25 protein-coding genes are annotated in these 26,515 nt (G+C 72.2%); 14 read left to right on the forward strand and 11 right to left on the reverse strand.

Annotated elements, in window-relative coordinates; genetic code table 11:
* Positions 1-2: 2 nt before the first annotated feature.
* The 4 genes from mtrB to hpf all read left to right on the forward strand — a co-directional run bounded on the left by mtrB (position 3) and on the right by hpf (position 4,920).
* Entirely contained in the window at positions 3-1,697 is a 1,695-nt protein-coding gene (mtrB, locus tag IR212_RS04695; RefSeq protein ID WP_194398526.1) for an MtrAB system histidine kinase MtrB, read from the forward strand.
* Positions 1,694-3,385 (forward strand): LpqB family beta-propeller domain-containing protein, encoded by a 1,692-nt coding sequence (locus IR212_RS04700; RefSeq protein WP_194397822.1) that lies wholly within the window; start codon positions 1,694-1,696, stop codon positions 3,383-3,385. The genes mtrB and IR212_RS04700 overlap by 4 nt, the downstream gene beginning before the upstream one ends.
* Positions 3,386-3,478: 93 nt before the next feature.
* Positions 3,479-4,138 (forward strand): ComF family protein, encoded by a 660-nt coding sequence (locus IR212_RS04705; protein ID WP_194398527.1) that lies wholly within the window; start codon positions 3,479-3,481, stop codon positions 4,136-4,138.
* Positions 4,139-4,260: 122 nt separating this feature from the next.
* Positions 4,261-4,920, forward strand: a complete 660-nt coding sequence (gene hpf, locus IR212_RS04710) for a ribosome hibernation-promoting factor, HPF/YfiA family (protein ID WP_194397823.1) — start codon at positions 4,261-4,263, stop codon at positions 4,918-4,920.
* A gap of 142 nt (positions 4,921-5,062) precedes the next feature.
* On the opposite strand, the gene IR212_RS04715 is transcribed toward hpf, so the two are convergent.
* The 3 genes from IR212_RS04715 to IR212_RS04725 all read right to left on the reverse strand — a co-directional run bounded on the left by IR212_RS04715 (position 5,063) and on the right by IR212_RS04725 (position 9,027).
* Positions 5,063-6,424 carry a coiled-coil domain-containing protein gene (locus IR212_RS04715; protein ID WP_194397824.1) on the reverse strand — a complete coding sequence of 454 codons (1,362 nt, stop codon included), beginning with the start codon at positions 6,422-6,424 and terminating at the stop codon, positions 5,063-5,065.
* 99 nt (positions 6,425-6,523) lie between these two features.
* Positions 6,524-8,308: a DEAD/DEAH box helicase gene (locus IR212_RS04720; RefSeq protein ID WP_194398528.1), complete on the reverse strand. Its 1,785-nt coding sequence runs from the start codon at positions 8,306-8,308 to the stop codon at positions 6,524-6,526.
* 113 nt (positions 8,309-8,421) lie between these two features.
* Positions 8,422-9,027: a PadR family transcriptional regulator gene (locus IR212_RS04725; RefSeq protein WP_194397825.1), complete on the reverse strand. Its 606-nt coding sequence runs from the start codon at positions 9,025-9,027 to the stop codon at positions 8,422-8,424.
* 230 nt (positions 9,028-9,257) lie between these two features.
* On the opposite strand from IR212_RS04725, the gene secA reads away from it, so the two are divergent.
* The 3 genes from secA to IR212_RS04740 all read left to right on the forward strand — a co-directional run bounded on the left by secA (position 9,258) and on the right by IR212_RS04740 (position 13,814).
* Complete coding sequence (secA, locus tag IR212_RS04730) at positions 9,258-12,095, forward strand: preprotein translocase subunit SecA (RefSeq protein ID WP_194397826.1); 2,838 nt, start codon at positions 9,258-9,260, stop codon at positions 12,093-12,095.
* A 58-nt stretch (positions 12,096-12,153) separates the two neighbouring features.
* On the forward strand, positions 12,154-13,380 hold the full coding sequence (locus IR212_RS04735; RefSeq protein WP_194397827.1) for a pyridoxal phosphate-dependent aminotransferase: 1,227 nt from the start codon (positions 12,154-12,156) through the stop codon (positions 13,378-13,380).
* A gap of 77 nt (positions 13,381-13,457) precedes the next feature.
* Positions 13,458-13,814, forward strand: a complete 357-nt coding sequence (locus IR212_RS04740) for a hypothetical protein (RefSeq protein WP_194397828.1) — start codon at positions 13,458-13,460, stop codon at positions 13,812-13,814.
* A gap of 31 nt (positions 13,815-13,845) precedes the next feature.
* Here the strand turns inward: IR212_RS04740 and IR212_RS04745 are convergent, their stop codons facing one another.
* Positions 13,846-14,283: an Rv3235 family protein gene (locus tag IR212_RS04745; RefSeq protein ID WP_194397829.1), complete on the reverse strand. Its 438-nt coding sequence runs from the start codon at positions 14,281-14,283 to the stop codon at positions 13,846-13,848.
* A gap of 131 nt (positions 14,284-14,414) precedes the next feature.
* Here IR212_RS04745 and IR212_RS04750 point away from each other — a divergent pair, with 131 nt between their 5' ends.
* Positions 14,415-15,014, forward strand: a complete 600-nt coding sequence (locus tag IR212_RS04750; protein ID WP_194397830.1) for a hypothetical protein — start codon at positions 14,415-14,417, stop codon at positions 15,012-15,014.
* Positions 15,015-15,024: 10 nt separating this feature from the next.
* Here the strand turns inward: IR212_RS04750 and IR212_RS04755 are convergent, their stop codons facing one another.
* The gene (locus tag IR212_RS04755) at positions 15,025-15,303 is read right to left on the reverse strand and encodes a helix-turn-helix domain-containing protein (RefSeq protein ID WP_194397831.1); all 279 of its coding nucleotides are present in this window, start codon (positions 15,301-15,303) and stop codon (positions 15,025-15,027) included.
* Positions 15,304-15,402: 99 nt separating this feature from the next.
* On the opposite strand from IR212_RS04755, the gene IR212_RS04760 reads away from it, so the two are divergent.
* The 3 genes from IR212_RS04760 to IR212_RS04770 are packed head-to-tail and all read left to right on the forward strand — an operon-like array spanning position 15,403 to position 18,837.
* Entirely contained in the window at positions 15,403-16,038 is a 636-nt protein-coding gene (locus tag IR212_RS04760; RefSeq protein ID WP_194397832.1) for an SAF domain-containing protein, read from the forward strand.
* The gene (locus IR212_RS04765) at positions 16,035-17,348 is read left to right on the forward strand and encodes a CpaE/TadZ family protein (protein WP_194397833.1); all 1,314 of its coding nucleotides are present in this window, start codon (positions 16,035-16,037) and stop codon (positions 17,346-17,348) included. The genes IR212_RS04760 and IR212_RS04765 overlap by 4 nt, the downstream gene beginning before the upstream one ends.
* 4 nt (positions 17,349-17,352) lie before the next feature.
* Positions 17,353-18,837 carry a sensor histidine kinase gene (locus IR212_RS04770; protein ID WP_194397834.1) on the forward strand — a complete coding sequence of 495 codons (1,485 nt, stop codon included), beginning with the start codon at positions 17,353-17,355 and terminating at the stop codon, positions 18,835-18,837.
* A gap of 78 nt (positions 18,838-18,915) precedes the next feature.
* Here the strand turns inward: IR212_RS04770 and IR212_RS04775 are convergent, their stop codons facing one another.
* The gene (locus tag IR212_RS04775; protein WP_018171995.1) at positions 18,916-19,164 is read right to left on the reverse strand and encodes a WhiB family transcriptional regulator; all 249 of its coding nucleotides are present in this window, start codon (positions 19,162-19,164) and stop codon (positions 18,916-18,918) included.
* Between the two features lie 244 nt (positions 19,165-19,408).
* Between IR212_RS04775 and IR212_RS04780 the strand changes: the two genes are divergently transcribed.
* Positions 19,409-19,822, forward strand: coding sequence for a histidine kinase (locus IR212_RS04780; RefSeq protein WP_194397835.1), 414 nt, complete (start codon positions 19,409-19,411; stop codon positions 19,820-19,822).
* Positions 19,823-19,854: 32 nt separating this feature from the next.
* Here the strand turns inward: IR212_RS04780 and bcp are convergent, their stop codons facing one another.
* From bcp to aroA, 3 genes are all read right to left on the reverse strand, one after another.
* Positions 19,855-20,325, reverse strand: a complete 471-nt coding sequence (bcp, locus tag IR212_RS04785) for a thioredoxin-dependent thiol peroxidase (RefSeq protein ID WP_194397836.1) — start codon at positions 20,323-20,325, stop codon at positions 19,855-19,857.
* A gap of 50 nt (positions 20,326-20,375) precedes the next feature.
* Positions 20,376-21,434 carry a ribosome small subunit-dependent GTPase A gene (rsgA, locus tag IR212_RS04790; RefSeq protein WP_194397837.1) on the reverse strand — a complete coding sequence of 353 codons (1,059 nt, stop codon included), beginning with the start codon at positions 21,432-21,434 and terminating at the stop codon, positions 20,376-20,378.
* A 61-nt stretch (positions 21,435-21,495) separates the two neighbouring features.
* Positions 21,496-22,869 carry a 3-phosphoshikimate 1-carboxyvinyltransferase gene (gene aroA / locus IR212_RS04795; RefSeq protein ID WP_194397838.1) on the reverse strand — a complete coding sequence of 458 codons (1,374 nt, stop codon included), beginning with the start codon at positions 22,867-22,869 and terminating at the stop codon, positions 21,496-21,498.
* Between the two features lie 84 nt (positions 22,870-22,953).
* Here aroA and IR212_RS04800 point away from each other — a divergent pair, with 84 nt between their 5' ends.
* On the forward strand, positions 22,954-23,661 hold the full coding sequence (locus IR212_RS04800; RefSeq protein ID WP_194397839.1) for a sigma-70 family RNA polymerase sigma factor: 708 nt from the start codon (positions 22,954-22,956) through the stop codon (positions 23,659-23,661).
* Positions 23,658-23,900, forward strand: coding sequence for a zf-HC2 domain-containing protein (locus IR212_RS04805; protein ID WP_194397840.1), 243 nt, complete (start codon positions 23,658-23,660; stop codon positions 23,898-23,900). Before IR212_RS04800 ends, IR212_RS04805 begins: the two co-directional genes overlap by 4 nt.
* Positions 23,901-23,919: 19 nt before the next feature.
* On the opposite strand, the gene IR212_RS04810 is transcribed toward IR212_RS04805, so the two are convergent.
* Together IR212_RS04810 and IR212_RS04815 are read right to left on the reverse strand one after the other, a co-directional pair.
* Positions 23,920-24,831: a diacylglycerol kinase gene (locus tag IR212_RS04810; protein WP_194397841.1), complete on the reverse strand. Its 912-nt coding sequence runs from the start codon at positions 24,829-24,831 to the stop codon at positions 23,920-23,922.
* Positions 24,828-26,495 carry an FAD-binding oxidoreductase gene (locus tag IR212_RS04815; protein WP_194397842.1) on the reverse strand — a complete coding sequence of 556 codons (1,668 nt, stop codon included), beginning with the start codon at positions 26,493-26,495 and terminating at the stop codon, positions 24,828-24,830. The genes IR212_RS04810 and IR212_RS04815 overlap by 4 nt, the downstream gene beginning before the upstream one ends.
* Positions 26,496-26,515 lie beyond the last annotated feature (20 nt).

Consider the following 26,515-nt stretch of genomic DNA (forward strand, 5'->3'; position numbering starts at 1 on the left):
CGATGGCACCGCTCACCGGGTGGCGTCTGTGGCGGGCGTGGCCGGGGAACATGGCGGCCCTGTGGCGCCGGTCGCTGCGGTTCCGCACGATCCTGGTGACCATCGGCCTCACGGCGCTCGCGGTGGTCGTCGCGTGCGTGTGGATGGCCCTGGCCATCCAGAACGACCTCTTCGCGTCGCGCCGCGACCAGGTTCTCGTCGACGCGGAGCAGGCGCGGGCCGCCGCGCAGCGGACGCTGGATGCCGCGGTGCAGAGCGACGCGGTGCAGATGCAGAACGTGATGACACTCGCCTTCACCGCGCTGCGCGACCAGTCCTCGGCCGACATGGTCGCCGCCTACCGCATCGGGCCGCCGGTGCCCGACGCCCCCCAGGACTTCTCGACGGCGGAGGGGGTGATCGACGAGCTGCTGACCGTTCCGATGCGCACGCTCGTGCGCACCACCCCCGACCGTCAGATCTGGCAGCCCGTCTCGCTGCCGGACGGGGGCCAGGCGAGCGTCCCCGGAATCGTCGTCGGACAGCAGCTCGACATCCAGGGCGTGGCGTCCTACGAGCTCTACCTCGCCTACGACCTCGCCAACGCCCCGCAGACGCTGTCATTCGTGCAGCGCACGCTGTGGGTCGTGGGCATCGGGCTGGTGCTGCTCATCAGCGGGATCGCGTGGTTCGTCCTTCGCTCGGTGACGACGCCGATCAGCGAGGCGGCCGACACCAGCGCCAAGCTGGCGTCCGGCCAGCTCGACGTGAGGCTCGAGGTGCGCGGCGAGGACGAGCTGGCCACCCTCGGCCGGTCGTTCAACGCGATGGCCGACAGCATCGAGTCGCAGATCAAGGAGCTGGCCGAGCTGTCGCTCGTGCAGCAGCGGTTCGTGTCGGACGTCTCCCACGAGCTGCGCACGCCGATGACCACCATCCGGCTCGCGGCCGACATGATCAACGACCAGCGCGACGAGTTCGACCCCGCCACGGCGCGCGCGGCCGAGCTGCTCAATGCGCAGGTGCAGCGGTTCGAGACGCTCCTGACCGACCTGCTGGAGATCAGCCGGTACGACGCCGGCTCGGTGCAGCTCGAGCTCGAGCCGACCAGTCTCGCCCACCTCGCCGAGGACGTCATCGCCTCGATGCACCAGCTCGCGGAGCAGCACGGCAGCGACGTGCGCCTGGTGGCGCCGGGCGGCTACTCGCCGGTCGACATGGACCCCCGCCGCGTGCGCCGCGTCGTGCGCAACCTCCTCGGCAATGCCATCGAGCACGGCGAGGGCCGCCCCATCGTGGTCACCGTGGACAGCAACCAGCAGGCGGTCGCCATCGGCGTGCGCGACTACGGGATGGGCATGAAGCCCGAGGAGGCGGAGCGCGTCTTCGACCGGTTCTGGCGTGCGGATCCATCGCGCAAGCGCACGATCGGCGGCACCGGTCTCGGCCTGTCGATCGCACTGGGCGACGCGAAGCTGCACGGCGGCGAGCTGGCGGTGTGGTCCGCGCCCGGCCGCGGCACGCACTTCGTGCTCACGCTGCCGCGCAAGGACGCCGCCCTGGACGGGACGTCGCCCATCGCGCTGGAGCCGGGCGACGACGCGGTGGCGCCCTTCGACGAGCTGGGCCTCACCGAGCCGATCACGGTGCCGGGGGCGGGTGTGGCGCAGGGCGCCGCGGGGGGAGCGGATGCCGCGACGCGAGGAGGATCCGCATGACCCGGGCACGCGGCATCCTGGCTCTCCTGCTCGCCGCGTGCGCGTTCGTCGTCACCGGCTGCGCGGGCTTCCCGACCACCGGGCCGGTCGAGTACGGACTCGAGACGGGCGACACCGGAGACGGCTCGCAGAACGTCGCCTTCATCCCGAACCGGCCCCAGCCGGGCGCCTCTCCGGCGCAGATCGTGGAAGGCTTCATCGACGCGGGCTCGGGTCCCGGCGTCGGCGGCAACTGGGCGGTCGCCCGCGAGTTCCTCGCGCCGGCGCTGCAGGACACGTGGAAGCCGGAGGCCGGCGTCATCGTCGACGAGCGCGCGGAGCGTGACTACGTGGAGCGGGACGACGGCGTCGTGGGGTTCGCGTTCGACGTCGTGGCCACCGTCGACAACATCGGCGCCTACGAGCGCGCCGAGCTCGCGCCGGGCGAGCAGGTCTTCCGCCTCGAGCAGCGCGCCGACGGCGAGTGGCGCATCACGGAGGCGCCCGACGGCATCTGGCTGGACGAGGCGCAGTTCCCGACCGTGTTCCACCGCTACCCGCTGATGTACTTCGATCCGGCGTGGGAGTACCTGGTCCCGGACGTGCGGTGGTTCCCCGTGACCACGGCCGCCAGCAGCATCGCCGGGGCGCTGGTGAACGGTCCGCCCGCCGAGTGGCTGGCCGCGTCGGTGGCGACGGCGTTCCCCGACGACGTCACCGCGGTGCCCTCGGTGCCGATCGACGAGAACGGGGTGGCCGAGGTCGAGCTCAGCGAGGGCATCGTCGGCGCGAGCGCGGTCGCGCTGGACCGGATGCTGACGCAGCTGGAGGCGAGTCTCAGTGCGGCAGGAGCCTCCGACGTCGTGATGAGCGTCGAGTCCACCCCCATCGACGCCCAGCCCGTGGCGGTGCGCTCCACGCGCGTCCCGGCCGCTCCCCTCGTGCTCGTCGAGGAGGGCTTCGGCTTCCTCACCGGCGACGAGCTCGACAGGATCCCCGGGCTGTCCGAGGCCGTCGAGAGCGCGGCGCCGACGAGCGTCCAGGTCGCGCCCGACCGGACCGTCGCCGCCGCGAAGCTCGCGTCGGGAGCCGTGGCGCGGCTCAGCGCGACGGTCGTCGAGCCGGAGGTGCTCGACACCCGCGCGGACCTCGTCGACCCGACGATCGACCGGCTGGGGATCGTGTGGAGCGTGCCGCGCACGGCACCCGGTGCGGTGCGCGCGTACCTGCCCGGCGGCGAGGTCGTCGAGGTCGCCGATGCGTGGGCCGAGGCGACGTGGATCGCGGGGATGGCTCTCTCGCGAGACGGCACGCGGATCGCCGCCACCGTGGTCTCCGGCGGCCGGTCGATGCTGTGGGTGGCCGGCGTCCTGCGCAACGCGGACGGCGTGCCGGAAGCACTGGGCACGCCCGTCCGGCTCGTCGGCGTCGGGGGCACCGGCCTCGGGGTCACCTGGATCGACGACGTGACGGTCGGCGTGCTGGGCAGCGGCGAGACGGAGTCGGTGGTCGTCGAGCAGGTGGTCGGCGCGCCCACCACGACCTCGACGGCAGCCGCGGGAATGAAGTCGATCGCCGGCGGCAGCGGGATATCGAGCCTGCGCCTGCTGGCGCTCGACGGCACGCTTTACGTCAAGCGCGGCACCACGTGGCAGCCGACCGCCACCGGGATCCAGGTGCTCGCCACCCAACAGGGGGCGCCGCAATAAGGTTCCTCCCCAGCGGCGCGCCGGGGCTCGTCATCCACGGATCCCTGGCACGGCCGGTCGGCACCGGCCACGGTCGGCGAACCTGGCGCCGTGATGCGAGAACTGTGGGTCGCGGCGCGCGCGGCGGGAGCCGACGCGTTGGCCCTCCTGCTGCCGCTGTGGTGCGCCGGGTGCGACGAGCCCGACGTCGCGCTGTGCGAACGCTGCCTCATCGCGCTCGCGCCCGATCCACGACGTCGTGTCGTCGAGGCCGACGGGGGCGACGTGGTGGTGTGGAGCGGGCTGGCGTTCGACGGCGTCGCGGCGCGCGTGGTGCGAGCCATCAAGGAGGACGGCCGCACCGGCCTGGCGCGCGCGCTGGCGCCCGCGCTCGAGGCGGCGCTGGCGCACACCGGCGACGCGGACGCCCTGCTCGTCCCCATGCCGACGTCCCGCGCCGCCTACCGCCGCCGCGGCTTCCGGATGCCCGACCTCGTGATGCGACGCACCGGTCGGCACGTGCGCCGCGTGCTGTCGGCGGTGCGCACGACAGCCGACCAGCGCGGGCTCGACCGCGATCAGCGGCGCCGCAACGTCGCGCACAGTCTCGCCGCGCCGGGCGCCGGCGGGCTGCGGGTGATCGTGGTCGACGATGTGCTGACGACGGGTGCCAGTCTCGCGGAGGCGGTGCGGGCGCTGAGGGCGGCGGGGGCCGATGTGGTGGGGGCGGTCACCATCGCCGCCACGCCCAGGCGTCTTCCGTCGGGGTGGTGAACGGACGCTCGACGCATTCGAAACTCACAGGTGACAGACCCTGTACGCCGGGATACCGTGGGGAAGACAAGGCGACTGATGGTCCGCCCTTGGCCGGGTGGACCGGAACAAGGAGGTCAGGGATGGAAACCAGCATCGTCGGCGTGGGAGTGGGGATCACCGATCGCTTCCGCAGTGTCGTCGAGGAGAAGGCGGCCCGTATCCAGAACCTCGCGCCGCGCGCTCAGCGCGTGGATGTCAAGGTCACCCACCGCGCCTATCACAACGGGCGCATGGAGGACGAGACCGTCGAGCTCACCGTCAACGGCAAGGGGCCCGTCATCCGGGCCGAAGCGACGGACGGCGACAAGTTCACCGCTCTCGACCTCGCCGTCGACAAGCTGTGCGAGCAGCTGCGACGTGCCAAGGACAAGCGCGTCGACGCGCGCAACCACCCCCGCGGCGCCAAGTTCGAGAAGGGGAGCGGCGCCCTCCAGGGGATCGATGTGCAGCCGGCATCCGTCGACGTGCTCCGCGCGGTCGCGACCGGCGAGATCCCGATCATCACCGGCAACGAGGACGAAGAGGGCTACACCCCCGTCGTCATCCGCACCAAGGAGTTCCATCCCGAGTGGATGTCGGTGGAGGAGGCGGTCGACCGCATGGAGCTGGTCGGCCACGACTTCTTCCTCTTCATCGACGCCCGCACCGACCACCCCAGCGTCGTCTACCGGCGCAAGGGGTGGGACTACGGCGTCATCTCACTGACCACGCAGGCGCAGCCGGAGGAACTGGCGTCCTGACCTGCTGACCGACGAGGGGGTGCGGCCGCCCGGCCGCGCCCCCTTCTCGTGCCCGCCGCGTGCCGGGGAGCGACGGCGTGCGGGCCCGTCGGACGGGGGCGATGACGGATGCCTCGTCCCGGCCGGTCGGCGCGGCGGCCGATCAGTCGATGAAGCCGTCCAGGATGCTGCCGATGACCAGGCCGCCGAGGATGCCGCCCATGAGGTCGCCGCCGCCGCTGCGGCGGCCGCCGCCCCATCCGCCCTGCTGCCCGTATCCCGGCACGCCCCACTGCTCGGGCTGGGGCCGGGCGGAGTCGATGTCGCGCTGGGCGAGCTGCAGCGCCTCGCTGGCCAGGAAGGCCGCGCGGCGGGCCATCGCGAACGCCTGCTCGCGGTGATCCTCGCCGATGGTCGTCACGGCGGCGGCCGATGCCCCGAGATAGCGATCCAGGTCGAGACGGATGCGCTCGGCCTCGGCGAACCGGGTGCGCGCGTCGGCGCCGATCCACCCGCGGTGCCCGGCGATGACGTCCCGCGAGACGGCGATCTGCCGGTCGGCGTCGTCGATGGCGTGCCGCACGTGCTCCGACGGCGGGATCGGCCGCGCGGCGCGTTCGCGCGCCGCGGCGATCGCGGCGTCCAGCCCCGCGTTCGCCTCGCGCAGCCGCGACAGCTGCTCGAACGGGTCGGTGTTGACGCCTGCCGCGGGCAGGGCCGCCAGGGCCGACTGGAGCTCCTCGATCGCGGTCTGCACGCCGGGGGAGTGCGGCTCCTTGAGGGCCGCGACGAGGTCGCCCCGGGAATCCTCGACGATCGCCGCCAGCGTGGACTCGGCGCGCAGCGCCTCGACCTCGAATGTCTCGACGGCATCGAGGAGGGTCTCGGCGCGCCGCACCGACTCGGTCGCCGCCTCCAGCGCCATGTTCGCCTGCTCGCGCTGGCCGGCCTCGCGACGCCGCTCGGCCACGCCTGCGCTGTGCTCCGCGAATCCGAGCAGCTGCTCGGCCTCGGCCGGGTTCGCCTCGATCTGGGCGAGCGCGTGCGCGGAATAGCGCACCGCCAGCCGCTCGACGGTCGAGCGCGCATCGGGAAGACGCAGGCGCAGGCGGGCGGCATCCGCACGCACCTTCGCGATGATCTCGGGCGCGCGGCGGGCGCGCTCGATGGGCGCGGCCAGTGCCTCGGTGCGGTCATCGAGCAGATCCTCGGCCCACTCGCACAGCTGCACGATGCGTGCGTTGCGCGTGCGGAGCTCCTCGGGGGTGTCGGGGATCTCGTCGTGGTTCAGCTGGTGCAGGTGGAACGCCTCCTGCAGATGGGTGCGCACCGAGTCCAGCGCGTCGCGAAGCTCCCTGGTGGGTCCCGGGCCGAGCTCCGCGTCGGCGAAGGCCAGTTCGTCCGTGGTCAGGCGGATGCGCTCATCCGCGGCCACCAGGGCCTGCTGGGCGCGCCGCGCCAGGTCGGCGTCCTGCGTGCTCAGCTCTTCCTGCTCGCGCTTGCGTCTGCCCCAGAATCCGGCCATGGATCGATCCTACGGGGACGGCTGGGAGCGAGCCGAGGCGAGCGGATGCCGCGGGGAGATGTTCGCCGACAGCGTGCCGCCGCCGCGTCGCGAGGCCCGTCAGCCGTCGCTGCGCTTGTGCCGCGGCTTGCGGGCGGGGCCCTGGTCCCGGAAGGAGCCGGGGCCGCCGGAATCGCGGAACGAGCCGCGGTCGCCGCGCCGGGGCCGGGAGGCGGCATCCGCCCGGCGCTGGGGTCGCCCGGTGTCGGGTCGCAGCTCGATGAGCTGCCCCGAGATGCGGGTGTCGGCGAGCCGGTCGAGGGTCTCGGGCGAGAGGTCCGACGGCAGCTCGACCAGCGAGAAGTCGGGCATGATCTTGATGGCGCCGAAGTCGTCGCGGCGCAGGCCCCCCTCGTTGGCGAGCGCGCCGACGATCTGCCGGGGCTCCACGCGCTGGCGCTTGCCGACGGCGATGCGGTAGGTCGCGAAGCCCTCGCGCGGAGTGCGGCGCTCGCCGCGCTCCGGGCGGTCGCCGAACGCGGCGCGGTCGCCGCGATCCGGGCGCTCGGTGCGCTCGCGGCGCGGCGCCGGCTCGGGATCGGGCTCGAGCAGGAGCGGGGTCTCGCCCTGTGCGACGACGGCCAGAGCCGCCGCCACGTCGACCTCGGGCACGTCGTGGTGGCGGACGTAGTGGGCGACGATGTCGCGGAAGCGCTCGATGCGCTCGGCCTCATCCAGCGCGGCCGTGATGCGGTCGTCGAAGCGCGACAGCCGGGTCACGTTCACCTCGTCGACGCTGGGCAGCGGCATCTCGGTGAGCTCCTGGCGGGTCGCCCGCTCGATCATCTTCACCAGGCCGCGCTCGCGGGGGGTGACGAAGCTGATGGCGTCGCCCGAGCGCCCGGCGCGACCGGTGCGTCCGATGCGGTGGACGTAGGATTCGGCATCCGTGGGGATGTCGTAGTTGACGACATGCGAGACGCGCTCGACGTCCAGGCCGCGGGCGGCGACATCCGTCGCGACGAGGATGTCCAGCTTGCCCGACTTCAGCTGGTTCACCGTCTTCTCTCGCTGCGGCTGCGCGATGTCCCCGTTGATCGCCGCCGCCGAATAGCCGCGTGCCCGCAGCTTCTCGGCGATCTCCTCGGTGACGCTGCGGGTGCGGCCGAAGACGATCATGCCGTCGAAGTTCTCGACCTCGAGGATGCGGGTGAGCGCATCCATCTTCTGCTGCCAGGCGGTGATGAGGTAACGCTGCGAGATGTTGGCGGAGGTCTTTGTCTTGGCCTTGACCGTGATCTCCTCGGGGTCGTGCAGGTACTGCTTCGACATGCGGCGGATCGCGGGGGGCATGGTCGCCGAGAAGAGGGCGACCTGCTTGGTCTCGGGGGTCTCGGCGAGGATCGTCTCGACGTCCTCGGCGAAGCCCATCTTCAGCATCTCGTCGGCCTCGTCGAGCACCAGGTACTGCAGCTCCGAGAGGTCGAGCGTGCCCTTCTCGAGGTGGTCGATGATGCGTCCGGGGGTGCCGACGACGATGTGCACCCCACGGCGGAGCGCCGACAGCTGCACGCCGTAGCCCTGTCCGCCGTAGACGGGGAGGACGTGCACGCCCTTGAGGTGTCCCGCGTACTTCTCGAACGCCTCGCAGACCTGCAGCGCCAGCTCGCGCGTGGGAGCCAGCACCAGCGCCTGCGGGTTCTTCTGCGAGAGCTCCAGGCGGTCGACGATGGGCAGCGCGAACGCGGCGGTCTTCCCTGTGCCGGTCTGCGCCATGCCGACCACATCACGGCCCGCGAGGAGCGTCGGGATGGTGGCCGCCTGGATGGCCGAGGGAGTCTCGTAGCCGATCTCGCGCAGCGCCTTGAGGACGGGCTGACTCAATCCGAGGTCGGAGAACGTCATCGCTGCGGGCTCGGTCGGAGCCTCGGCCTGGGTCTGGTCGGCGTCGGTGTGCACAGTTCAGCGTACCGGGGCGCTCCTGGGAGGGACCAGGACGACGGCGCGCGGCGGGCGTGTCAGGCGGAGGCGCCCGCCCCGACCCGTGCGGGCCGTCCGCGGCGGGGCTTCTCCGTCGACAGTCCGAGGGCCAGCGCGGGTCCGGGATGCCGCGCCAGGCGCTTCTGCGAGTGGTCCAGCCAGCGCAGCTCGGCCTCGGCGGCGAAGAGCATCGAGTCCAGGACGAGCGACGAGGCGAGGCCGGCCGGCCCGTCCTCGGTGGCGACCGCCCGAGACGCGAGCCGGAGCTCCTCCAGCTGCGCGAGCGACGCGCGACGCTGCCGCTCGATCACCTCGACGACGTCCACACCGGGAAGGGTCGCGGCCACGGCGAGCTTGATCGCGAGCTCGTCCCTGCTGCCGGTGGCGCGCTGCACCGGCGAGGCGAGCCAGCTGCGTGCCTGGGCGGACCCCGCATCCGTGATCCGCCAGTAGACGTGACCGTGCTCGTCCATGTCGCCGCGCTCGACGAGACCGTCGCGCTCGAGACGGTCGAGGGTGTTGTAGATCTGCCCGACGTTCAGAGGCCACGTCGACCCGGTGCGGCGATGGAACTCCGCCCGCAGCTGGTAGCCGTAGCACGGGCCCTGTTCGAGGATGGCCAGCAGACTCTGTCGGACCGACATCGCTCTCCTTGCTGCATACCGGGTATTCGCATGCCCAGTACATGCATACCGGGAATGCAGCCGAACGGATGCCGCGCCCCGGCGCGTCGCGCCTGTCCACCGCTGTGCGCACCCAGCGCACACCAAGGTCACGGGTGGATAACATAGGCAGATATGCCTGGGGGCTCGGGTCCTCGGGCGGCAACGGCGCCCGTGCGCCGCATCCCGAAGCCTGAAGATGGAGACACTCCGTGGCCAACCCCCTCGAGAAACTGCTTCGCGCCGGTGAGGGTCGCATCCTCCGGCGGCTCCAGCAGGTCGTGAAGGCCGTCGGCGCGCTCGAAGAGGACTACGAGCACCTCACCGACGAGGAGCTCCGGGGGGAGACGGCCGAGCTGCGCGCCCGCCACGAGGCCGGCGAGACGCTGGACCAGCTCATGCCCGAGGCGTTCGCCGCCGTGCGCGAGGCGGCCAAGCGCACCCTCGGCCAGCGCGCCTACGACGTGCAGATCATGGGCGGTGCGGCCCTGCACCTCGGCAACATCGCCGAGATGAAGACCGGTGAGGGCAAGACCCTCACCGCCGCGTTCCCGGTCTACCTCAACGCGATCGCCGGCAAGGGCGTGCACGTGGTCACCGTGAACGACTTCCTCGCCTCCTACCAGTCCGAGCTCATGGGCCGCATCTACCGCGCCCTCGGGATGACCACCGGCACGATCGTCGCCGGGCAGACGCCGGAGGTGCGTCGCGAGCAGTACGGCTGCGACATCACCTACGGCACCAACAACGAGTTCGGCTTCGACTACCTCCGCGACAACATGGCCTGGCGCAAGGAGGACCTCGTGCAGCGGGGCCACTTCTTCGCGATCGTCGACGAGGTGGACTCGATCCTCATCGACGAGGCGCGGACGCCGCTGATCATCTCGGGCCCGTCGTCGGGCGAGGCGAACCGCTGGTTCGTCGAGTTCGCGAAGATCGCCAAGACCCTTGAGGCGGGCGTGGACTACGAGGTCGACGAGAAGAAGCGCACCATCGGCGTGCTGGAGCCCGGCATCGAGAAGGTCGAGGACTACCTCGGCATCGACAACCTCTACGAGTCGGCGAACACGCCGCTCATCTCGTTCCTCAACAACTCGATCAAGGCGCTCGCGCTGTTCAAGCGCGACACCGACTACGTCGTGATGAACGACGAGGTCATGATCGTCGACGAGCACACCGGCCGCATCCTCGTCGGCCGCCGCTACAACGAGGGCATCCACCAGGCGATCGAGGCGAAGGAAGGCGTGCCGGTCAAGGCCGAGAACCAGACGCTCGCGACCGTCACGCTGCAGAACTACTTCCGGCTCTACGACAAGCTCGCCGGCATGACGGGCACCGCCGAGACCGAGGCGGCCGAGTTCATGTCGACGTACCAGCTCGGCGTCGTGTCGATCCCGACGAACAGGCCGATGATCCGCAAGGACCAGCCCGACCTCGTCTACAAGAACGAGACCGCGAAGTTCGCCCAGGTCGTCGAAGACATCGCCGGCCGTCACGAGGTCGGCCAGCCCGTCCTCGTCGGAACGGTCAGCGTCGAGAAGAGCGAGTACCTGTCGCGCCTGCTCGCCAAGAAGGGCATCAAGCACGAGGTGCTCAACGCCAAGAACCACGCCCGCGAGGCCGAGATCGTCGCCCGCGCGGGGCGCCTGGGCGCCGTCACCGTGGCCACCAACATGGCCGGGCGCGGCACCGACATCATGCTCGGCGGCAACGCCGAGTTCCTCGCGGTGCAGGAGATGAAGGCGAAGGGGCTCGACCCCGTCGAGACGCCCGACGAGTACGAGGCCGAATGGGATGCCGTCTACGAGGCGATGCGCGACCGTGTCGCCAAGGAGGGCTCCGAGGTCGTCGAGGCCGGCGGGCTCTACGTCCTCGGCACCGAGCGTCACGAGTCCCGCCGCATCGACAATCAGCTGCGCGGCCGCTCGGGCCGTCAGGGTGACCCGGGCGAGAGCCGGTTCTACCTGTCGCTGACCGACGACCTGATGCGGCTGTTCCAGTCGGGCGCCGCCGAGGCGATCATCGCCCGCACCAACTTCCCCGACGACGTCGCCATCGAGTCGGGCATGGTCACCCGCGCCATCAAGTCCGCGCAGAGCCAGGTCGAGGCGCGCAACGCCGAGATCCGCAAGAACGTCCTCAAGTACGACGACGTGCTCAACCGCCAGCGCGAGGCCATCTACTCCGACCGCCGGCACATCCTGCAGGGCGACGACATCGCCGATCGCGTGCAGCACTTCATCGAGGACGCCATCAACGCGGTCATCGACGACCACACCGGGGCGGGGCACAGCGAGAACTGGGACTTCGACGCCCTGTGGACCGAGCTGAAGACGCTGTACCCGGTGAGCGTCACCATCGACGAGGTCGTGGCCGAGGCCGCCGGCCGCAAGGGCGGCATCACCGCCGACGGCCTGAAGCGCGAGATCCTCTCCGATGCCCGCATCGCCTACGAGAAGCGCCAGGAGACCCTCGGCGAGGCGGCGACCCGCGAGCTCGAGCGCCGCGTGGTGCTGCAGGTGCTCGACCGCCGGTGGCGGGACCACCTCTACGAGATGGACTACCTCAAGGACGGCATCGGCCTGCGTGCGATGGCCCAGCGCGACCCGCTGATCGAGTACCAGCGCGAGGGCTACCAGATGTTCCAGGCGATGATGGGGCAGATCAAGGAGGAGTCCGTCGGCTACCTGTACAACCTCGAGGTCGAGGTGCGTCGCCAGGGCGAGGCAGGCGCCGAGCAGGTCACGCAGGTCGAGGCCAAGGGTCTGGGTGCGCAGCCGGTCGACAACCAGCGACTGCAGTACTCGGCATCCAACGACGCCGGCGAGGTCGAGGTCCGCAACGACCGCGGCCAGGTGCAGCAGGCGGCCACCAACCGCCTCCGTCAGGCGGCCGCGGCCGCCGCGGCGGCGCCCGGCGCGCAGCAGGCGCCCGTCGCCGAGGCACCTCGCGGGGCGTTCGGACAGCGGACGGATGCCGCGGCCCCCGCGGCGCAGCAGGCGCCGATGAACCGCGCCCAGCGCCGCGCCGCCGACCAGCGCAAGAAGTAGCCGCACGCGGGCCACGCCCCGTCGATTGGCCCTCGCGGGTCGCGGATATCCTGGGGCGATGAGTCCCCTCCGCCCTCTCGACCAGTCGAGCAAGCTCCAGAACGTCCTCTACGAGATCCGGGGACAGGCGCTGGCAGAGGCCGACCGGCTCGAGAACGAGGGTCACACGATCCTCAAGCTCAACACGGGCAACCCCGCGGTGTTCGGCTTCGAGGCGCCGTTCCAGATCGTCCGCGACATGATCGAGGCGGTGCCGCACGCGCACGGGTACAGCGACTCCAAGGGCATCATGCCCGCGCGGCGCGCAGTGGTGTCGCGCTACGAGCAGGTCACCGGGTTCCCGCAGTTCGACCCCGACGACGTGTACCTCGGAAACGGCGTGTCCGAGCTCATCACGATGACGATGCAGGCGCTCCTGGACGAGGGCGACGAGGTGCTGATCCCCGCGCCGGACTACCCGCTGTGGACGGCGATGACGAGCCTCGCGGGCGGCACGCCGGTGCACTACCGCTGCGACCCCGACGACGGCTGGCAGCCCGACCTGGACGACATCCGGGAGAAGGTCACCGCGCGCACGAAGGCGATCGTGGTGATCAACCCCAACAACCCGACGGGGGCCGTCTACTCCCGCGAGGTGCTCGAGGGCATCGTCGAGATCGCGCGCGAGCACTCGCTGCTGCTGCTGTCCGACGAGATCTACGACCGCATCCTCTTCGACGACGCGAAGCACATTCCGCTGGCGACCCTCGCGCACGACCTGCTGTGCCTGACGTTCAACGGCCTGTCCAAGACGTACCGCGTCGCGGGATACCGCTCGGGGTGGCTCGTGATCACCGGACCCAAGAAGCACGCGGCGGGGTTCCTCGAGGGCATCCAGCTGCTGGCCTCGACGCGGCTGTGCCCCAACGTGCCGGCGCAGCACGCGGTGCAGGCGGCGTTGTCGGGCGTGCAGTCCATCGACGCCCTCGTCGCGCCCGAGGGACGCCTCCACGAGCAGCGCGACGCCGCGTGGGAGGGACTCCAGCGCATTCCCGGGGTCTCCTGCCACAAGCCGCAGGGCGCCCTCTACGCGTTCCCCCGGCTCGATCCGAACGTGCATGAGATCCACGATGACGCGCGCCTCGTGTACGACTTCCTCGTCGCCGAGCACGTGCTGCTCGTGCAGGGCACCGGCTTCAACTGGCCGACGCCCGATCACCTGCGCATCGTCACGCTCCCCGAGGCGCGGGTGCTCGCGGAGGCCGTCGAGCGGCTGGGGAACTTCCTGGCGTCGTACCGGCAGTGAGATCGACGGATGCCGCGCCGGCGCGGCATCCGTCAACCCCCTCACTCATGCACCCCGGCGCGCCGTAGCGTGCGGGCATGGCCATCGAACTGAACCAGCCGGCGCTGCGCCACGCGCGGGCGCTCATCCGGGACGGCAAGGTCGTGCGCGACGAGCGCGACGCGTGGTCGGGGGCTGCCCCCTCCGCGGAGGAGGAGAACGCCTTCATCGACAAGGCGGGATGGACCGAGTACTCGCACTGGCACCTCGGCATCGACCGCAGCGAGAACCACGAGACCAAGAAGGCGTACTCGTTCCCCTTCGGCGACTTCGTGAAGGTCCATCGTTCGGGCGTCATCGCCGCCGAGAGCCGGGCGGGCCAGCACGACCACGATGAGATCCGCGACGCGCTGAAGTCGCTCCTCCAACTCATCGACGAGGACACCGCCGACTGAGCTGTGCCGCGCCGCGGGCGGCGTTCCGGGGTCAGAGGAGGGCGAGGGACGTCGCGCGCCAGCGGCCGTCCATGCCCTCCAGGCGCACGGCAAGCGCGCGGGTGCGGGCCGGACCGCGCACGACCAGGACCGCCTCGACGATGCCGTCGGCCGGAGACGACTCGTGCACCGACATGATCGTGTGCACGGGGCGCCGCGCCGCCACGCCCCGGGCGCTGCGCGCGCGTGCGGCGAGGTTGGCGCGCGTCACCAGTTTGCGATAGGCGTCTTCGGTGAGCCAGCGCGCGAGCTGATCGACCTCGCGCACCCCCGCGAAGACCTCGAGCACACCGACGGCGAGGTTTCGCAGGAACGGCTCGGGGGAGGGCAGTGCTGTGGAGGGCGTGCGCTGCGGTGCGAAGAACTCGGCGAGCTCGGTGCTGCGGGATGCGTGGGGAAGGCGGGCGAGACCCGCGGGCGTCGTTGCCATTGGTGCCTATCTGACATGTGGGGACTGTCAGGGACGATTAGAGCACACGGCGAACTCTCAGGAAAATCGGGAAAGCCCCGGCTGTGGATAACTCGACGGCGCGCACCACGGGTATGCCCTACTCTCGCCGAGTGCGCTGGGACCGCTTCTTCGACGATCTGGAGGATCAGCTCGCCTCCGAGTGGGAGGCGGAGCGCGCGGCGCTCGACACGGAGGCCGAGCGGCTGCGGCTCTCCCGCGTGGTGCTCGCCGAGCGCCTGACCCAGCTGGCGGGCGGCGAGACACCCGCGGCGTGCTCGTTCGACCTCTCCGACGGCACGACGCTGCGCGCCGTGGTGACGGGTGTCGGTGCCGACTGGGTCGCCCTGGCGCCCGCCGAGGGCGCCGGAGCCGTGATCGTCCCGTTCGCGTCCCTGCTGGCGATCGGACTGCCGCACGCCGAGCTGCTGCGCTCAGCGCGACCGGTGCCTGCCCGCTCGCCGCTCGCCGACCGTCTCACCTTCGGGTTCGTGCTGCGCGATCTCGTGCGCCGGCGCGCCGGCGTCGCCGTCCATCTTGCGAGCGGCCGTGTGCTCACCGGCACGATCGACCGCGCCGGCGCGGACCACCTCGACCTCGCCGTGCACGAGCCGGGCGCGCCTCGGCGCGCGGACGAGGTGTCGGGCTACCGCCTGGTGCCGTTCGCGAGTGTGGCATGGATCCGCGCGGACGCGGCCCCGGCGCTGGTCTGAGCAGACCGCCTCAGTCGGGGTTGCGGACGATCCCGCCCCAGAGCTCGGGGAAGCTGGCCGTCTGCGACTGGTGCCACAGCGCGATGCGGCGCGCCTCTTCGGCCTGATCGTCGAGATACTCGCCGACGCTGGCGGCGTCGACGCGCCAGCGGAGGGGCGCGCCGACCCGCACGCCCCGCAGCCGCCCCTCGAGCACGAGCGCCATGACCTCGTCGACGGAGACACCGAGCACCTCGGCCACCTGAGCAGGGGCGAGAAGACGCACCTCGGACGTCGGGTCATCGGGCATGCCCCCATTATCGCGCCGCGACGCCCGGGCGGACCGGAGCGGCAGGGCCCTGTGGATAACGGCCGGCGCCGTTGCGCGAGGTGGGCGACGATGGAGGGCATGTCCGCCGCAAGCGATCCCGTCCGCGCGCCGCGTCGAGCCTTCTGGGGCGACGCGCGCTTCTTCCTCGGCGTGCTCCTCGTCGTCGCCTCGGTCGCGGGCGTCTGGCTCGTCGTCACCGCCGCGCGCCAGACCGTCCCGGTCTACGCCGCAGCCGACACCCTGGTGCCCGGCCAGGTCATCGAGGCAGGCGACCTCGAGGTCGTCGACATCGCCCTCGGTCCCCTCGCGGATGTCTACCTGCACCCGGGTGAGACGGCGGCGGACGCGATCGTGGCGACGCGCACCGTGCCGGCCGGCGAGCTCGTGCCGGCGGCGGCGGTCGGCGACGCCACGTCGGCGCGCACCACGAACGTCGTCGTCCGCAGCGCGGTCGACGTGCCGGCGTCCGTGGGGACCGGCACCGTCGTCGAGGTCTGGACCGCACCGCTCCGCGAGGACGGCGGCTACGAGGAGCCCCGCGTGCTCGTAGCCGACGCCACGGTCGTCTCGGTGACGCGCGACGACTCGATGATCGGAGGGGGAGCGGCGGCCCTCGAGCTCGTGATCCCCCGCGCGGATGTGCCGGCGACCCTCGCCGCGATGTCCGACGAGTCGGCGCTGTCCATCGTGCCCTCGACGGGGGACGGCTCATGAAGGTCGTCGTCGCCGTCGACGACGCGGCCGACCTCGTCGCCGGACTGCGTCGGGAGGGGATCGAGGTGAGCGCCGTGATCCCGGCCGACGGACCGAGCCTCGCTGCCGCCGACGACATGCCGGGGGCCGAGGCGGAGGGCGTGCTGCGCGCGCTCGCCGATGCCGACGCGCTCGTGGTGACGGTGTCGCGTCGCACCATGTCGCCCACGGTCGTGGCGCTGTGCGACCGCGCGGGCACGCGAGTCGTCCCGCTCGTCGAGGACCCCGCCGGTGAGCGCCTCGCCGCCGCCTGCGGACTCGAGGCCCCACTCGATCGCCGGGTGGAACCGTGGCGGGTCGCCGACGCGCTGTCGGCGGGACCGGTGAGCGCGTCGCGACCCGTCGCCGCACGACCCCGGATCGTCGTCGTGTGGGGTGCCGCCGGCGCGCCCGGCCGATCGACCGTCGCGGCCGAGCTCGCGGTGGAGCTCGCCCGCGGCGGGCGGCACGTCGCTCTCGTCGACGCCGACACGCACGCCCCTTCGCTGGCCCTGACGCTCGGGCTGGCAGACGAGGGACCCGGCTTCGCGGCCGCCTGCCGCCAGGCCGAGCTCGGCGGGCTCGACGCGAGCGAGCTGTCGCGCATCGCGGTGCCGCTGGGCCGCTCGGGCGTCGACGTGCTGACCGGGATCAACCGTCCGTCCCGCTGGCCGGAGCTCAGCGAGCGCCGCGTGACGGCGGCGCTCGCCGCGTGCAGGGACTGGGCCGACTACACCGTCGTGGACGTGTCGTCCTCGCTCGAGCGCGACGAGGAGATCATGAGCGACCTCGACGGTCCGCGCCGCAATGCGGCGGCGCTGGCCGCGCTGCGCGCCGCGGACCTCGTCGTCGCGGTGGCGGCCGCGGATCCTGTCGGCATCGCGCGCTTCCTGCGGGGTCACTCCGACCTGCGTGCCACCATCGGCGCCACTCCGATCGCGGTGGTCGCCAACAAGCTGCGCCCCGGCACCCTGGGCATCGACGCGCGCGGTCAGATCCGACGCACCCTCGACCGCTTCGCCGGCATCCGGGAGGTCTGGTTCCTGCCGCTCGATCCTCGATCCGCCGATGCCGCCCTTCTCGCGGCCAGCCCGGTCGCCGAGGTGGCGCCGCGGTCGCCGCTGACCCTGGGGATCCGGCGCTTCGCCGGCGAGGCCGTCGTTCCCGCGCCGGCGGGCGGCGCGCCCGCCGCGACCGCGGGTCGCGGCATCCGTCGCTCCCGCAGAGCCGGCGCGGCTCCCCAGGGGGACGGGCCGGCGCACCGGCGAGCGCACGCCCGCGCTCTAGGCTAGGTGGGTGTCGACCCTCAGCGATCTCGTCTACGCCCAGGGCCGCTCCAGCGAACAGGACGTGGAGTGGCTGCACCGTCTCGCGGGAGACGGCCAGCTCCTCGCCGACCTGGCGTCCGCGGACATCGTGCTGTGGGTGCCGACCGCCGACGACTCGTTCGTGGCCGTCGCGCACACCCGGCCGAGCGGCGCGGCGACGCTGTTCTATCGCGACATCGTCGGCGACCGCGTGCGTCCGCAGTGGCGCACGCAGGTGCGCGACGCGTTCCAGGGCGGTCGCATCGTCGATTCCGCGTCACCGGACTGGTTCGAGGAGACGCCGACGCGCGTGCGCGCCGTCCCGGTCGCACGACGGCACGACGGTCAGCACGTCGTGGTCGGCGTGATGACCCGCCACACCAATCTCGGCGAGGCGCGCACCCCCTCGCGCCAGCAGATCACCTTCAACGAGTGTGCCGACGACCTGTTCGGGATGATCGCGTCGGGGGACTTCCCCGACCTCGCCGCGCCGACGTCGCCGCGCCGCGGCGCGCCGCGTGCCTCGGACGGGCTCATCCGGCTCGATGTCGACGGCGTCACGACGTTCGCCAGCCCGAACGCGCTGTCGGCCTTCAACCGGCTGGGATTCGACGACGAGCTGGAGGGCGAGTCGCTCGTGGAGGTGGTGACGCAGATCCTCCCCGGCAAGCGTCAGTTCGACGAGTCGCTGCCGGTCGTCGTCACCGGCCGCGCCCCCTGGCGCACGGACCTCGAGTCGCGCGGCGTCACGGTCTCGCTGCGCACCATTCCGCTCCGCGACCACGGGACGCGCATCGGAGCGATCGTGCTCTGCCGCGACGTGACCGAGATCCGCCACCAGGAGCAGGAGCTCATCACCAAGGATGCGACGATCCGCGAGATCCACCACCGCGTCAAGAACAACCTGCAGACCGTCGCCTCGCTGCTGCGCATCCAGGCGCGCCGCTCGCACTCCGAGGAGGCGCGCGAGGCACTGACGCAGGCCATGCGGCGGGTGTCGGCCATCGCGGTCGTGCACGACACGCTGTCGGAGGGGCTGGCTCAGAACGTCGACTTCGATGAGGTCTTCGCGCGGGTGCTGAAGCTCGTCGCCGAGGTCGCTGCCGCTCCCAACACCCGCGCCAGGACGCACTCGTCCGGCCGGTTCGGGACGCTGCCCAGCGAGTACGCCACGCCGCTGGCCCTGGCGCTGACGGAGCTCGTGACCAACGCGGTGGAGCACGGACTGGCGGGACAGGAGGGCGATGTCGAGATCGTCGCGGAGCGCGACGAGGACCGCCTCGAGGTGCGCGTGCGCGACACCGGGTCGGGATTGCCCGAGGGGCAGGTGGGCCGCGGCCTGGGCACCCAGATCGTGCGCACGCTCATCCAGGGCGAGCTCGGCGGCACCATCGACTGGCACACCATCATGGGCAGCGGCACCGAGGTGACGATCGAGATCCCGCTGCGCTACATCGACCGCGGCGGCAGCTGACCGACCGCGCGCCGCGCCGGGCGACGGCAAAGAGAGCGGATGCCGCGTGCGCGGCATCCGCTCGGTTCGACAGGCGGGTCAGCTGGCGCGGCGCGCGCGGGCTGCCCGGCGCTTGAGGGCCCGGCGCTCGTCCTCGGACAGGCCGCCCCACACGCCCGAGTCCTGACCGGTCTCGAGGGCGTACTGCAGGCAGATCTCGGTGACGGTGCAGCGCGCGCACACCGACTTGGCCTTCTCGATCTGATCGACGGCAGGGCCGGTGTTCCCGACGGGGAAGAACAGCTCGGGGTCGACGGTCAGGCAGGCGGCCTTGTCGCGCCAGTCCATGGTGGTGCTCCTTGTGAGAGAGGGGTGGGGCTATGGGTTCCGGTCGGGTCGGATACCCTGTGGGAAGTGCGAGATCACTCGCCCCACGTCGCTGTGGGAGCACACGGCTTCACCAATCGTCCCATAGCGGTTTACCTGAATCAAGGATCGATCGGCGGGTTTGTGTAGGACCTGCTGTGCGTTCCGCCGCTGACCAGGAGGTTTCGCACAAACGTCTGACGCGTGGAAGAGGAGTCGACAGAAGATGCGCACAAGCCTGGCCGCAAGGATGGCCGCCGCCCTCGTGGGGCTGGAGGGTCTCGGCATCGGCGCGCTGACCGTGCGGGAGATCGTGGCGATCGCCGGGGGCGACACCGCTTCGCTCGAGAGCGCGATCGCGCTGGTCGTCCTCACCCTCGTGGGCGCGGCCGCCGTGCTGGCGTTCGCGGTGGCGATCTGGCGGGGACAGTCGTGGGGGCGGTCGGGTGGCATCGTCACGCAGCTGCTGATCCTCGCCGTCGCGCTCGGGGCCGCGACCGGGGCGTTCGCCGAGCCGGGCGTGGCGCTCGCGCTGGCGGCGCCGGCCGTCGTGGCGCTGGTGCTCCTCCTGCTGGCCGTCCGGGACGCCGGCAGGCAGGCGCGAAGCGCCGAGCGGACCGAGGGCGCGGCGCCCCGCTGACCCGCGCCGCACCTCGGGGAGGGGCCCCGCCGTCAGACGCCGAGGAGCGCCCGGAGCCGCGCCACGTGCCCGGTGGCTCGCACGTTGTACAGCGCGTGGGCGATGCGGCCCTGCTCGTCGATGACGAACGTGGAGCGGATGACGCCCATGAGCGTCTTGCCGTAGTTCACCTTCTCGCCCCACGCCGCGTACTCCTCATGCACGCGGTGGTCGGGGTCGCTCAGCAGATCGTAGGTGAGGCCGTCGCGCTCGCGGAACCGTCGCAGCTTCTCGGGCTGGTCGCGCGAGACGCCGAGGATCGTGTAGCCCGCCGCCTGCAGCGGGGCGAGGCTGTCGCGGAAGTCGCAGGCCTCCTTGGTGCAGCCCGGGGTCATCGCCTCGGGGTAGAAGAACAGGATGACCCCGCGCCCCTCGAAGTCCGCGAGCGAGACCGGACGGTCGTCCTGGTCGACGAGGGTGAACGCGGGGGCGGGCGAGCCGGGGTCGAGGCGGGTCGTGGTCACCTGTCCACCTTAGGCGGCGGCCGCACCGGTGCGGGGCTCGGAGCGGCGAGTCAGGCGCCGGGCTCCTGCGCCTTCCTGGCGAACGTCTCGAGCAGTCGCTGCAGCGAGTCGAGCCGTGCGGGGCCGCCGGGTCCGAGTCGTCCCTCCGCGACCGCCTCGACGATCGCGCAGTCGGGCGCGTCGGGCAGGTGGGTGCAGCCCCGCGGACACTCCTCGGCCACCTCGGCCAGGTCGGTGAAGGCGCGCAGGATGTTGGCCGGATCCACGTGGCCCAGACCGAACGACCGCACGCCCGGCGTGTCGATCACCCACCCGCTGCCGGCATCACCGCGGTACCGCAGCGACACCGTGGAGCTCGAGGTGTGGCGCCCGCGGCCGGTGACGACGTTCACGTGGCCGGTGGCGCGCCGCGCGTCCGGGACCAGCGCGTTGACGAGGGTCGACTTGCCGACCCCGGAGTGGCCGACGAACACCGTCGAGTGGCCCGCCAGGGTCGCCCCGATGCGGTCGAGCGGCATCTCCTCGCGACCGCTCGTGAACACGTCCAGGTCGAGGCCCTCGAAGTGCGCCAGGAAGCCGGCCGGATCGGCGAGGTCGGTCTTGGTGACGACGAGGAGAGGACGGATGCCGGCATCCAGCGCCGCCACCAGGTAGCGGTCGACGAGCCGTGGGCGGGGCTCGGGGTCGGCGGCGGCGACGACCACCAGCATCTGGTCGGCGTTAGCGACGACGACCCGCTCCACCTGGTCGGTGTCGTCCGCGCTGCGGCGCAGCAGCGACGTGCGCTCCTCGATGCCGACGATGCGGGCGAGCGTGCCGTCCTCGCCGGACGCATCGCCCACCACACGCGCACGGTCGCCGGTCACGATCGGCGTCTTGCGCAGCTCGCGTGCCCGGGCGGCCAGCACGGTCCTCTCGTCCGGCAGGTCCTCGTCGACGAGGACCGTGTACCTGCCGCGGTCGACGCCCAGCACGCGCGCGACCCGGGCGTCGCTGTGGGCCGGCCGTCGCTTGGTGCGCGGGCGGTTCGCCTTGGGATTGGGCCGCACCCGCACATCCGCCTCGTCGAACTCCGGTTCGTCGTCGTCGAGGTCGTCGAGCCAGCTCATGCCGTCGTCCTGGGTCGGTTCACCGTGTCCTGCCGATCGCTCCGCGGCGTCGCGTGCCGCCTCACGAGGCGCGCATCGTCTCCTCGGCGCGGCCGCCGTCGATGTGCTCGCCCTCGAGCATGCGCTGCCAGATCTGCGGGAACTCCGGCATCGTCTTGGCCGTGGTGCCGATGTCGTCGATCTGCACGCCCGGGACGGCGAGGCCGATCAGCGCTCCCGTGGTGGCCATGCGGTGGTCGTGGTGCGCGTGCCACGTGCCGCCGTGCAGCGGTCGCGGCGTGATGCGGATGCCGTCGGCCAGCTCCTCCGCCTCGCCGCCGAGCCGCCGGAGCTCCCCGACGAGTGCCGCGATGCGATCGGTCTCGTGCCCGCGGATGTGGCCGATGCCGTGCAGTGTGGAGGGTGAGTCGGCGAACGCGGCCAGGCCGAAGATCGTCGGGGTCAGCTCGCCCGCCGCGGACAGGTCCAGATCGACGCCCTGGATGCCGTTGCCCGCCGTCACCGTCAGCGCGCCGCCCCGGCGGACCACGCGCGCGCCCATGAGGGAGAGGATCTCGGTGAGCATCGCCCCCGGCTGCGTGGAGTGCGCGGGCCAGCCGGTGACCGACACCGAGCCCCCCGCCACCATCGCCGCTGCGAGGAACGGCGCGGCGTTGGACAGGTCGGGTTCGATTGCGACGTCCTTGCCGCGGATCGGTCCCGCCGGCACGATCCACTCGCCCACACCGGGGCGCTCGACGTGCACGCCGCGGTGACCCAGCGCCTCCACCGTCATGTCGATGTGGGGGATGCTCGGCAGGCGGCTGCCGGAGTGCACGAGCTGCAGTCCGACGTCGAAGCGCGGCGCCGCCAGCAGCAGGCCGGAGACGAACTGGCTGGACGCGCTGGCGTCGATGGTCACCTCGCCGCCGCGCACGTGCCCGTGTCCGCGCACGATGAAGGGCAGCGCCCAGTGGCCGCCGTCGTCGATGTCGACGCCGACGTCGCGCAGCGCGGTGATCATCGCGCCCATCGGGCGGTGCAGCGCGCTCGCGTGAGCGGTGAGCGTCACATCGCCCCGGCCGAATCCGGCCAGGCCCGCGACGAAGCGCATCACGGTGCCCGCCTGCCCGCAGTCCACCACGGTCTCGCCGCGCAGCGGCCACACCGGTGAGACCTCGATGTCGTCCCCGTAAATGCCGTCGCCCTCGACCAGCTCGATGCCCACGCCGAGTGAGCGCAGCGCCTGGATCATGTGGGCGGAGTCGTCGGAGTGCAGCGGCGCGATCAGCCTGCTCGGGGCGTCGGCCAGCGACGCCAGCACGAGCTCGCGATTGGTCAGCGACTTGGAACCGGGGACGGTCACTCTGGCGTGCAGCGGGCCCTCCGCGACCGGCGCATGCCAGTGGCCGCGCTCGATCGGCGCGGAGGTGGGGGAATACCCATCGGCTGTCATCGGGTTCTACCCTACTGAACGGCTTCCGATCCGCCGCGTAATGCGGGGTCGGGGCCGCGAGTCCACCCACGGAAGCGGAGCCGGATGTTCGCCACTCTTGATCGCCTCGACCTCGAGGCGCCGTCCCCCGACGTCTCGGGCGGCCTGCGACCCGCCGCCGTAGACTGGCGCGTGATGAGCGACTCGATCGACCAGGCCGGTCAGACCGACCCGGTGCAGGACCCGCGTGAGCAGTTCGAAGAGCAGGCGCTGCCCTTCATGGACCAGCTGTACGCCGCGGCCATGCGCATGACACGCAATCCCGCGGACGCCGCGGACCTGGTGCAGGAGACCTTCGTCAAGGCGTTCGCGTCGTGGAAGACCTTCACGCAGGGCACCAACCTCAAGGCGTGGCTCTACCGCATCCTCACCAACACCTACATCAACACCTATCGCAAGAAGCAGCGCGAGCCCTACCAGGGCACCATCGACGAGCTGGAGGACTGGCAGCTCGGCGGGGCCGAGTCGACGACCGCGACGCGAACGCGTTCCGCCGAGGCGGAGGCGATCGATCGCATGCCGGCCTCGGTCGTCAAGGACGCGCTGCAGTCCATCCCGGAGGACTTCCGGCTGGCGGTGTACCTCGCCGACGTCGAGGGCTTCGCCTACCAGGAGATCGCCGACATCATGAAGACCCCCATCGGCACGGTGATGAGCCGCCTGCATCGTGGCAGGCGCATGCTTCGTGAACTGCTCGCCGAGTACGCCACGGAGCGCGGCATCGCCACGGCCGCCACAAGGAGCGCGAAATGACCGACTGCGGCTGCGAGAAGGCGCGGCGCGACCTCGAGGAGTACCTGCGCAACGAGGTCTGCAAGACCGAGCACAGCGACATCGCCGAGCATCTGGAGCACTGCGCGGGATGCCGGGACGAGGCGCTCGTCGCCCGCACGCTGACCGAGGTGGTCGCGCGTGCGTGCAAGGAGACGGCGCCCGAGGAGCTGCGCGACCAGGTGCTCGCCCGGTTGCGGGCCGTCCAGGCCGCGCACTGATCGAGGCAGCCGGCGCCGGTCAGTCAGTGTGCGCCGGTGCGAACGCGATCAGTGCGCCCGGCGCGACGTCCACCGTGAGGGGGAGCGTGCCGATCGGGTCGCCGTCCGCGTACGCGGTGACGCCCGGCGAGCTCAGCCGGACGGATCTGACGCGATGCACCGACACCTCCGGCACGGTCGTGTGCGTGCCCCGGTAGACGCGGGGGAGGAGCCGGAGCAGTCGCATCCGCCCTGCCGGCCGCACCAGGACGACGTCCAGCAGGCCGTCGGCGGGATCGGCGTCCGGACAGATCGGGATGCCGCTGCCGTAAATGCGGCCGTTGCCGACCGTCGCCATCACCTGGTCTCCGGCCACGTGCACGGCGGTGCCGTCGGCGAGTTCCAGATCGACCTCGTACGGGATGCCGGCGAGGGTCAGGAACTCGATGAGGATCGCGATGTTGTACCGCGAGCCGCCTCGGGGCCAGCGCATCGCGTTGGCCCGGTCGTTGACCTTCGAGTCGAAGCCGCTGGCCAGGACCGTGCCGAAGTACCGGCTCGACCCGTCGCCGCGGGTGACGCGCGCGAGATCGACGGTGCGGGTGCGCCCGGCTGCGATGGCGTCGGCGGCCGCGCGGGCGTCGAGTTCGCGCAGTCCGAGCGTCGCTGCGAAGTCGTTGCCGGTGCCCGAGGGCACGATGCCGAGCGGGATGCCCGTGCCGGCCACCTCCTGCAGCGCGAGATTGACCGTGCCGTCGCCGCCGACGACGGCCACCGCGTCGACGCCGGCCGCAACGGCCGTGCGCAGCAGCGCGGACGACTCCGCGGCGCTTCCTCCGCTGACGACCGTCGTCTGCACGCCGTGCGCCCGGAGACGCTCGGCGGCGGTCATCGCGGCGCCCGTGTGCGCGCCGGCGCGGGCGGCCGGGTTGACCAGGAGCGCGACCTTCATGCGCCGGCGCCGAGCGGCGCTCCGGGCACGACGAGCGCGCCGGGGTTCATGATCCCGCGGGGATCGAGCACCGCCTTGACCGCGCGCAGCACGTCGACGCCGAGCGGGCCGATCTCGTCCTCGAGGTAAGCACGGTGATCGCGCCCGACGGCGTGATGGTGGGTGATCGTGCCGCCGGAGCCGACGATCGCGCGGGACGCGGCATCCTTCGCGCTCGCCCATTGGCTCCGCGGATCCTCGGAGAGCGCCGCGACGACGGTGAAGTAGAGCGACGCGCCGGCCGGGTACACGTGCGAGATGTGGCACAGCACGATCGGCTTGGTACCGGATGCGGTGAGGCTGGCCGACAGCGCGGCGGTGACCGCGTGCTTCAGGTCCGACAGGCTCGCCCACGTCGTCGCGGTCTCGAGCGTCTCGGCCAGCACGCCGATGTCGAGGAGCGTGTCGCGCAGTGCGGGCGACGCGAACCGCCCGCGCTCCCAGGAACGGGCCGGATCCTCCCCGCGGGAGGTCGCGCCGTGCGCCGCGAACACGCCGTCCACAGCGTCACGTGTCCCGGTCGCCTCCGCGAGATCGGCCCCCTCGAACGTCGCGACGGCCAGGCAGCCGCGCATCCGCAGGAGGTGGCCCCCCATCGCGGCGTTCACGCGGGTCTCGGTCTCGTCGCTGAGCCGGAGGACGGTGGGGCGGATGCCGCGCTGCGTGGCTTCCCGGATCGCCGCGGCTCCCGCCTCGAAGTCGGGGAACGTCCACGCGCGATACGCCGTCGCCGCCGGGATCGGGCGGATGCGCACGGTGAGCTCGGTGAGGACGCCGAGCGCGCCCTCGGATCCCAGGAAGAGCTCGCGCAGGTCGGGGCCGGCCGCGCTGGCCGGTGCCCGGCCCAAGGTGAGATCGCCGGCCGGCGTGGCGACGCGCAGGGCGTGGACCAGGTCGTCGAAGCGGCCGTACCCCCGGGAGGCCTGACCGCTGGAGCGGGTGGCGGCGAAGCCGCCGAGTGACGCGTATTCGTAGCTCTGCGGGAAGTGGCCCAGGGTGTAGCCCCGGGCGGCGAGCAGCTCTTCGGCCTGGGGCCCGGTGGTGCCGGCGCCGAACGTGGCGAGCAGCGACACCTCGTCGAGCGCCAGCAGGCCCGCGGTGCGGGAGAGGTCGAGTGCGATCACCGCACGGTGGGCGCCGCGGTGCGGCTCCACGCCGCCGACGACCGACGTGCCGCCGCCGAACGGGACGACGGCGATGCCGGCCGCATCGCACGCGCGAAGCACGGCCGCCACCTCCTCATGGTCGGCGGGCGTGATGACGGCGTCGGGGGCCCTCTGCTCCTCGTCGAGGCGGCGGCGGAGGAGGTCGGGTGTGCTCTTGCCGCCCAGATGCATCATCCGCCGCGCGTCGTCCCGCGTCACGTCGCCGTGTCCGACGGCGGCGGCCAGCGCGGCGAGATCGGCGTCCGTCAGCGTGGACGGGGTGAGACGGGGGGCAGCGCGGCGCGGAACGGGGTGCGCCCTGCCCGGGAGGAGCGTCGCGACGATGGCCTTGGCGGCAGCGGGAAGCGGGGCGGGCGCGGAACCCCACGCGTCCCAGTCGCCGCGCGGGCGGGGCTCCGGCGTGATGCGGACGGCGTCCGCGGCATCGCGCGGGGAATCGGGGGGCGCCGTCGCAGACATGGCGACAGTATGACACGCTC

This window comes from Microbacterium atlanticum (assembly GCF_015277815.1).
Lineage (GTDB): Bacteria > Actinomycetota > Actinomycetes > Actinomycetales > Microbacteriaceae > Microbacterium > Microbacterium atlanticum.